Source organism: Microcoleus sp. CAWBG27 (assembly GCF_020883145.1).
Taxonomy (GTDB): Bacteria; Cyanobacteriota; Cyanobacteriia; order Cyanobacteriales; family Microcoleaceae; genus Microcoleus.
On record NZ_JAHREU010000127.1, the window covers coordinates 1 to 7,743 of the forward strand.

The following is a 7,743-nucleotide window of genomic DNA, read 5'->3' on the forward strand; positions in this document are numbered from 1 at the left end:
TGCATTGGACACAAATGTGATTTTGTTTTCCTTTCTTCTTGCCGTTTTTACGGATATGGGTTGATTTACATTCAGGGCATTGCATAAATTATTCCTCCTATTCATACTCTAACTCAGCAACGCCTCCTCCATCACCACAGCTCGGCCTGGGGGATACTCATGCTTAACGGCATTGGATAGCAGCCCTCCCAAGGTTTCTGGGTTAGCACCCTTAAATAGAGGGAACAGCTCACTGAAAGCTTCTGTCTTCATGCAAACTCGCGGAGGTGGGAAATTAGATTAGGCGACACCCAACAGCTAGGGAACGATCGCTGTTTGAAAAAACAAACAATCCGTTACTCCTTTAATTGATGTTGACACTCTCAGCGCTTCAGCGACTGAGATTCTTAAGAAATTTCGTTCTTAATATCCCTATTGCTAGGGTTCCTGGGCGCAATCCTCTTGCCAAAAAATGGTGGGCTGCTATCCTTGCCTTTCAGCAAGCTCCTCAAGCGTTTAAGGGGCTTAGCCCTTGGTTCCGTGGAGTCCCCGCGTACCTTTAATATATGGTAGGCATTTGCTTCCCAGGTTTACACCTGTGTATCCATACCAACAATAGAGTGTAACGGCAAAAAGCCTTTTTAAATGCTAAAAAAGTTAAGAATCAAGAAAGATTCACGGCGGTTGAAACCGCCCGTGCCGCTTTCATCAAGCGGTCTAAAGACTCGCTCGTTTTCCGCTTGCCGAACTTTTTTTTATAAGGGCGCAGAGGCGCGGTTCGTGTAAAATTGGCAGATTTTTTAATCCTAAACAGTTTTACGCTTGAAAATTGGGTCTGAAGCCTCCCCGTTTAAGCGGAAATCAAACAAAATGATTCATTGCTTGCAATCCTCTTCTATCGACGGCTATGGGTAGCCGTCAACTGTCAGAGGTCAACTGTCAACTGTCAACTGTCAACTGTCAACTGATGAACAGCGTCCCACTGCCTGTTGAACTTTGCCCAACAGAGCTTCTATGTAATCGGGCCAGCCGATCGCGATCGACTGCGTGTGGGCCAGAGACTCCGGCTCGATCGCATCTGCCGTCCACCTCAGCGGTTGACCTTGCAAGTCGCAACAGACCAATCCGGCTGCCTTTGCTAGGGCCAGAGGGCCGGCGGTATCCCACACTTTAACTCTACCGTTGAAATACAGGTACAAACCGGCTCGACCTTCTATGATTTCCATAACTTTTAAGCCAAAGCTTCCCAGCGAGTAAAATTCTGCTCCCGGGATGCTTTGGGCGATCGCCCCGGCATAGTTTTTCTGGTCTCTGTCGCCGAGAATAATTTTACAATTTAACGGTGTCGGAGCGGGGGGTTTGCTCATAGCGATCGGCTGCGGCGAAGAGGTTCCCACAGTTTGGAACAATCCCCAATCTTTACCGCCAAAATACATTTGGTCAAAAGCCGGGGCGTAGATCCAGCCGGCCACCGGTTCCCCCTCCAACAGCAGCCCCACCATCACAGCATAGTGCTGTTTTCCCTGAATAAATCCCTCCGTCCCGTCAAGGGGATCGATGCACCAGAGGCGCCGGTAATTTGCCTGGTAAGCTGCTCTGGAGGACGTGTTTTCCTCCGTGATCCTGCCATCTTCAGGAAACAAAGCGCTAAATGCTGCTGATAGTTGTCCGTCTAAGTAGCGATCGATACTCGTCACGTAGTCATCTGGGCCTTTCTCGGAAACTTCAAAAGGTTCCGCTGCAAGCTTGTGGGCTTCTTGACCGCACTCTCGGATGATGTAGCGAATTTTTTGGTCTTGCTCTGGAGAAATATACATCAGGTTAAACATAAATGCTTCAACTAACACAGCATAAAAGCTTAAGTCCTTGGAATCGAGCGATCGACCCTTATCGCTGTTTCCGAATCTCATGCAGGATTTTTGCACTCTGCTGTTCTTAAAACCCGGTTTTATTATGATGTCCGGTCGATTACCATAACAAAAACGGTTCGTAGTGCGGACTTCAGTCCGCAAAAAGCTGCGGACTGAAGTCCGCACTACGAACCTTAATCATCGCTAATGTGCGCCCACAAGCACCCTAAAATTGTTTGACTCTCTCACACCAAAATCAAAAATCCCAACTAAGACTCCCGTCCCGAAGCCCACTTATCCCGCCATTTCACAGTCCCTTCCGAAGCCAAAACCCAGCGCCGACAAACCAAATTTTCTCGCAGCGGCGACATACCTTCCCGCAGCAGCGCATACTTATAAGAAATCAACTTCCCCGCACTTTCATTAAAAGGAATTTCCCCAAACCAAGTATTAGTATTGATATACTCCAGCGGGTAAGCCTTACTAATATCCCAATTCCCCAACTCAGGACAATCTCCAACCACCACAATTCTTTCCCCAGGCTGACTTTTAACACTGTTAAGCTGGGCCCGCACAATAGTTTTCGCCTTAACTCGCTCTCCCACTCGGCTAAAAATCATTACTTCGCGATCGCCCAACTCCAAATTATGCAGCATCCCATCTTTAACTTCAAACTTGCGGCGCGATAAAACCTCCGTATGCTCTCCATCCGGCAACTCAGTATCAACCGCTTCAACAGTCACAGACTCGCCCCGATTCATCGCCACAAACACCACAGAATCGCGATAGCGGCGGACGTAACAATAAACATCAGCAGTTAGATATTTTTGCCACTGACTCCCCATCGAAATAGCAGGATTCAGCCGCCGCAACCCAGACAGCAACCGCACATCGCGGTAAATCGGCGAATCAGTATCCCACTTTTCCATCATCGGGCGGTTGTAAGGGTCATTTCCCCCTTCAGTATCATCGTGCAGGTACTGTTCGGTACCGTAATAAAGGCAAGGAATGCCACGAGTCGTCATCATTAAAGATATCGCCAACCGCAGCATTTGTCGATCGGCATTCAACGACTGAAACCGCGGCATATCGTGGTTGTCAATAAAAGTAATCAACTCCGTCGCCCCGTAATAGCGGCTATCCAAATCCAGAACATCCTGAATTAACTTAAATCCCGCCTCCGCACAATATCCCAAAGCTTCTCGAATAGCCACGCACAGACCAAAATCCAAAATAGTCATCCCCGACTCATTCGCAAACTCGACAGAAAGGTCATTTCTCGGGTCGCTGTAAATCCATTCACCAAAAATGAAAACATCAGGTCTGTGCGTTAAAATATCAGCATTAAATTCCTGCCAAAACCAGATCGGCATATGCTTAACAGTATCAACCCGCAAAGCATCAACCCCTCTGTCCAGCCACTGTTTAATTGCTGATTTGATATAACGGCGGTATTCAGTATTATTTTCGTTGAAAGTCGCTAAACCAGACAGTTCGCAGTTTTGGACTTGCCATTCATCTTCCCAATTAGTCACTTCCCCGTAGTGGTGATACCAGTTATCTTTATCGTCGTTAAAGTCAGCTATTTTCACGCCATCATCGTAGAGTTCCCCTTTTTTGCCACTAAAATCCGGGTTGCTGTGATTGCAGACAATATCGAGTACCAGTTTCATTTTTCGCTGGTGCAACTCGTCAACTAATTTGTCAAATACCGTATCTTTAGTTTCTTGTGTTTGGTTGACAGAAGGATTGTCACCTTTGGCAATAAACCGGGGATTTAGCCGCTTAAAATCTTTAGTCCAGTAGCCGTGAATCGCAGCTTGTTCGACAAATAATGCTTCTACTTGCTCAAAAAGCGGAGTCAACCATACCGCAGTAACGCCCATATCTTTTAAGTAATCGAGTTTGTCGATAACTCCCTGCAAGTCGCCGCCCCAATATTTGCCCCAATTTTTGCCTTCAGGATCGTAAAGTTCTGGGTTTGGGCCTTCGTTGTTTGTGGAGTCGCCGTCGTGGAAGCGATCGACTACAATGAAATAAATTGTTTCTTGGCGGAATTCAATATCTCTGGTGTACAGGAATTCTAAATCGAGTTCGGTTTCTGGCTTAACTTCTTCTACCAGAGACTCAATTTTTTCTTCAGATTGGGTAGTTTCGTATTGAGATGAAGTTTGATTGGGAGTGACTGGTGTCATGAGATTTATTTTTTTTTACTGTAAGATTGGTCAGCTATTGGGAGTGAGAGTCGGAGATAGCTTTTCCCTCTGCCTGACTTTTACAGCATAATACGTAATTTACTCGTTTAATAAAATCTTCCTTTAGACAGATGGCAAAGTCCTCTATAGGTTCACAGTCAGGACTGAAGTCCTCTCTCGTTCGATCGTGACGCTCAGTCCGAACGATCAAACCAATTTGATTGTGGTTGACTCCTTCAGACTGAGCATCCTTCCTTTCTATTCCTCCCGCAAGTTTTGGACATCTTCTACATTCAAACCAGTAGTTTGACTAATAGTTTGATTGTCAAGTACATTAAGAAGTTGCCTAGCAATTTCCAAAGCTTTTTCTCGCATTCCTTGCTGCATTCCTTGCTGCATTCCTTGCTGCATTCCTTGCTGCATTCCTTGCTGCATTCCTTGCTGCATTCCTTGCTGCATTCCTTGTGCAAGTGCTTCTTCAATTCCCTTTCGCAAGATTCCCTGCTGATCCAGGATATACCTTTCGCGTGCTTCTAAATCTGCCAACTCCTCTGGATTCAAGTTAGTTTCATTAGCAATCGCAAAAGCTTGCTGTATTTCCGAGACTGTTTCCATTGTTGACGGTACTATTTCCAAACTGGGAGCATTTTTCATAAAATAAACCCACTTGTCAGTCAAAGTTTCTAACTCATCCAATTGTTTGTTGAATTTCGGCAACTCGATAAAGATCAATTCTATCTCTGGATCGACATAATCAAATAAACGATCTTTCTCCTTGAACACAAAGTGAGAAATTACTTCTCGGTCATTGTCAAACATTTCAAAATCCGTAATTGTCAAAGCAATTACAGGCTTTAACTTAAAGTAACCTTCACCGCGAACCAGTTGAGTTGAGTAAGTTTTCGCAGTATTGTAAACCACCCGTTTCGCAAAAGATTCTACATTTAAAACTTGCATCTCGATAATTACAGTTGTACCTCCTGCAAGTTTTGCTTTGACATCCAGGTAAGACTCTTTAAGATAAGAGACTCTGGATGGTAAATATGGGTCGATAATTTCTAAATCCGTGATGGTGGGATTGCCATCATAAATCATGGCATTCAGAAAGCTGATTAAGATTGGTTTGCTTTGGTTGCCACCGAATATTTTTTTAAAGGCAAAATCGGTTTTCGGATTAATGAATCTCATTGTTAGTTTTCTCTCTTTCTTAAGGATCGAACGAATCAATCTATCGAGCAATGACAATCAAAACATTTTAAAATTTGCTGGCGGCTGTGGGTATAGCTATATTTTACTATATCAATACTTCGGACAGTTTTAGATCTAATCTAGTATCTCAAACCCTTGATGGCTATAGGGATGACTATTTTTTCAATCTTTAAGTAAGCGCCCGCTCGTTTCAAAAAACCATTAAAAATGCCAGGGCTTACGCTGTAACGCTTACAGAGTCGTTAAAAAACTGTCCGAAGTATTGACTATATTGCGATCGCCCAATCGAGAACAATTCACAAGCTCAACATTAAATAGGACGATCGCCCTTTCGATCTCGCATCAGTAACCAGAACGCCCGCCCCAATTCAACTCCAAGCCTAACGAACAGAAGCCACCTCCTCAACTCCCGCCTCAGAATGCTCCACCCGAAACACATTTGCATTCAGATTAGCAACAATTTGTTTCCCCTGTTGCGTCAATTCTAAATAGCCGATCGCATCCTTGACATACCGATAAACCACATTCCAATAAAACTTAGGATACCCCTCCCGCAAATCCGCCGGATTGCGATACTTCAACACCTGATTTTGACCAGTCTCCTCAAATTCATAAAACAGCGCAGTCACCTTTTGCAAATATCGCGGATCGCTCAACTGACCGATTAAATCTGCCGCCCGCACCAAACCCGGATAATTCAGAGTATCTTGATAGTCTTCATCCCGAGGAACCGGGAAACGAGTTAACTCAATATTCTGCTTAACCAGGTTGGCATCAATCAGTCTGTGCCCCCCAAATCGCTCCTCAACAAACATCTTTCCCCGATCGACATGATAAGGGGTCAAACTCGCATCAGTCGCCCCCCTAGGTAGGGTTAAATTCATGTCACCTATTCCCGTTGCATACACTCCTAAATCTGTTCTATCTTGCCGACAAGCGCCCTTGACATACCCGATATCGTGACACAGCAAAGCAATGTGGAAATGCAGCCAATGTTCGCAGGAAACACCGCCCTCGCGGATGTGCTTCCCGCGCAGAATTTCTTGTCCCACCAATGTCACTAAAATAGTGTGTTCCACATTGTGGTAAAGAGCATCACTATTAGCAATATTTTCCAAAGCCATATCGGCTACCCAAGCAATAATTTCGCCATAGTCAGATTTGAAGCCACCGTAGGTGTGCCCGTAGCCTTCAATTAGCCTCCAAACAAAATCGTTAATTAGCAGTTCAGTTGCGTTAAACATATTCACTTCCATTAGCCAAAATAACTTATTAAATTATTGTTATATCAGTTGTTTTTGTTGTTACGGTTTGATATTATTGTTGACTTGACCCTAATGATGGACGCCCGCTGTGATTTAAAAGCATCCAAAGCATCCACTGATATTAACGATTGTGGTCTAGATTGGCGATCGAGCAATTGGCAGAGCGCTGCACCCATAAATAATTGATAAGCTCTACAGCATTTAAATTGTATATTTCAATGCCTAATTAAAACGCCTCAAATGCTCTTCCCCTGTTTACCCGAAGAGCGAAGCTGTTATATGTCTCTCCGCCTCTCCCCATCGACTATCATAGACAATCTAGATGCACTACGGTCGATCGATGGGCGATCGAGGTATGAGACCCCTCAATCAGCAGTACGGAGTTACATCTTCCCCGCATACATCAGCCAAAAACGAGAGCGAGCGAAAACGCAACCCCACTAATTCTTCATATACAGGATTTAGCTTGCACATCGGGGGTATGTGGAAAAAATGGTGTCCGAATAACTGGATATTTCTCTCAAAAGGACACCGTGCGGGTATAACTTGGCCCAACAACCGAGCTATTTGTCGTTAGCGCAGCCCGCCCCTTGTATCTTAAAAGAGTGAGTCAGTCGATCGCCACGTCATTGATTCAATCATACCGACAAGTGGGCGATCGAGCTGACAAGCAGGCGATCGAGCCGACAAGCAGGCGATCGAGCCGACAAGCAGGCGATCGAGCCGACAAGCAGGCAATCGAGCTGACAAACAGGCGATCGAACTGACAAACAGGCGATCGTACCGACAATCAGGCGATCGAGCCGACAAGCAAAGTAAATCTAAAGAAACAAGGAAAGTTTTATGCAAATGGTTCTGTAACAGCAGAAAGTGTTCTCCAAGGACATCAGAAATCGGTGAAGTTGGCCCGCCCCTTAGACTGTATAAGTCTGTTGCGTAGATAAGCTCCCATTACTGATGACAGGCGCACATCAAACTGGACAGTATCTTAGGCTCTCGGCATTATCGGGAAAGCCTGCATTGACAAGGTTAGTATTCAATTGCCTGTCGGTTCTTTCATAAATTGGAGTATATCTGGAGCCAAAAATGACATCAACAGTCTTAGGTATAGATATCAGTAGACCTCTTGCGAAAGTGCAATCGTTCGAGGTAAAATAAAACAAAAATTAGATTGAGAATATGAATTACGAAGAATTACAAAAGTTAACCCCCAAAGACTTTAAACGCTACTGTGGAGTACATCAA

6 protein-coding genes and 2 pseudogenes are annotated in these 7,743 nt (G+C 44.8%); all 8 read right to left on the reverse strand.

From position 1 onward, the window contains the following. Positions 1–85, reverse strand: a pseudogene (locus tag QZ938_RS32435) (IS1 family transposase); the annotation flags it as partial. A 35-nt stretch (positions 86–120) separates the two neighbouring features. After that, a pseudogene (locus tag QZ938_RS32440) lies at positions 121–252 on the reverse strand (Crp/Fnr family transcriptional regulator); the annotation flags it as partial. Positions 253–932: 680 nt separating this feature from the next. Then, positions 933–1,889, reverse strand: coding sequence for an inositol monophosphatase family protein (locus tag QZ938_RS32445; RefSeq protein WP_293145900.1), 957 nt, complete (start codon positions 1,887–1,889; stop codon positions 933–935). Positions 1,890–2,098: 209 nt separating this feature from the next. After that, the gene (locus QZ938_RS32450) at positions 2,099–4,024 is read right to left on the reverse strand and encodes an alpha-amylase family glycosyl hydrolase (RefSeq protein WP_293353326.1); all 1,926 of its coding nucleotides are present in this window, start codon (positions 4,022–4,024) and stop codon (positions 2,099–2,101) included. A 258-nt stretch (positions 4,025–4,282) separates the two neighbouring features. Beyond that, positions 4,283–5,212: an Rpn family recombination-promoting nuclease/putative transposase gene (locus QZ938_RS32455; protein ID WP_293353324.1), complete on the reverse strand. Its 930-nt coding sequence runs from the start codon at positions 5,210–5,212 to the stop codon at positions 4,283–4,285. 401 nt (positions 5,213–5,613) lie between these two features. After that, complete coding sequence (locus QZ938_RS32460) at positions 5,614–6,477, reverse strand: Npun_R2479 family HD domain-containing metalloprotein (RefSeq protein WP_293145909.1); 864 nt, start codon at positions 6,475–6,477, stop codon at positions 5,614–5,616. 390 nt (positions 6,478–6,867) lie between these two features. Continuing rightward, positions 6,868–7,056, reverse strand: a complete 189-nt coding sequence (locus tag QZ938_RS32465; RefSeq protein WP_366863730.1) for a Mo-dependent nitrogenase C-terminal domain-containing protein — start codon at positions 7,054–7,056, stop codon at positions 6,868–6,870. Positions 7,057–7,095: 39 nt separating this feature from the next. After that, positions 7,096–7,347, reverse strand: coding sequence for a hypothetical protein (locus QZ938_RS32470; protein WP_293353322.1), 252 nt, complete (start codon positions 7,345–7,347; stop codon positions 7,096–7,098). Positions 7,348–7,743 lie beyond the last annotated feature (396 nt).

What these genes read in the sequence shown, in the direction of transcription:
- QZ938_RS32450 (WP_293353326.1), bottom strand. Translation starts at nt 4,024, where the DNA reads ATGACACCAGTCACTCCCAATCAAACTTCATCTCAATACGAAACTACC.
- QZ938_RS32460 (WP_293145909.1), bottom strand. Translation starts at nt 6,477, where the DNA reads ATGTTTAACGCAACTGAACTGCTAATTAACGATTTTGTTTGGAGGCTA.
- QZ938_RS32455 (WP_293353324.1), bottom strand. Translation starts at nt 5,212, where the DNA reads ATGAGATTCATTAATCCGAAAACCGATTTTGCCTTTAAAAAAATATTC.
- QZ938_RS32445 (WP_293145900.1), bottom strand. Translation starts at nt 1,889, where the DNA reads ATGAGATTCGGAAACAGCGATAAGGGTCGATCGCTCGATTCCAAGGAC.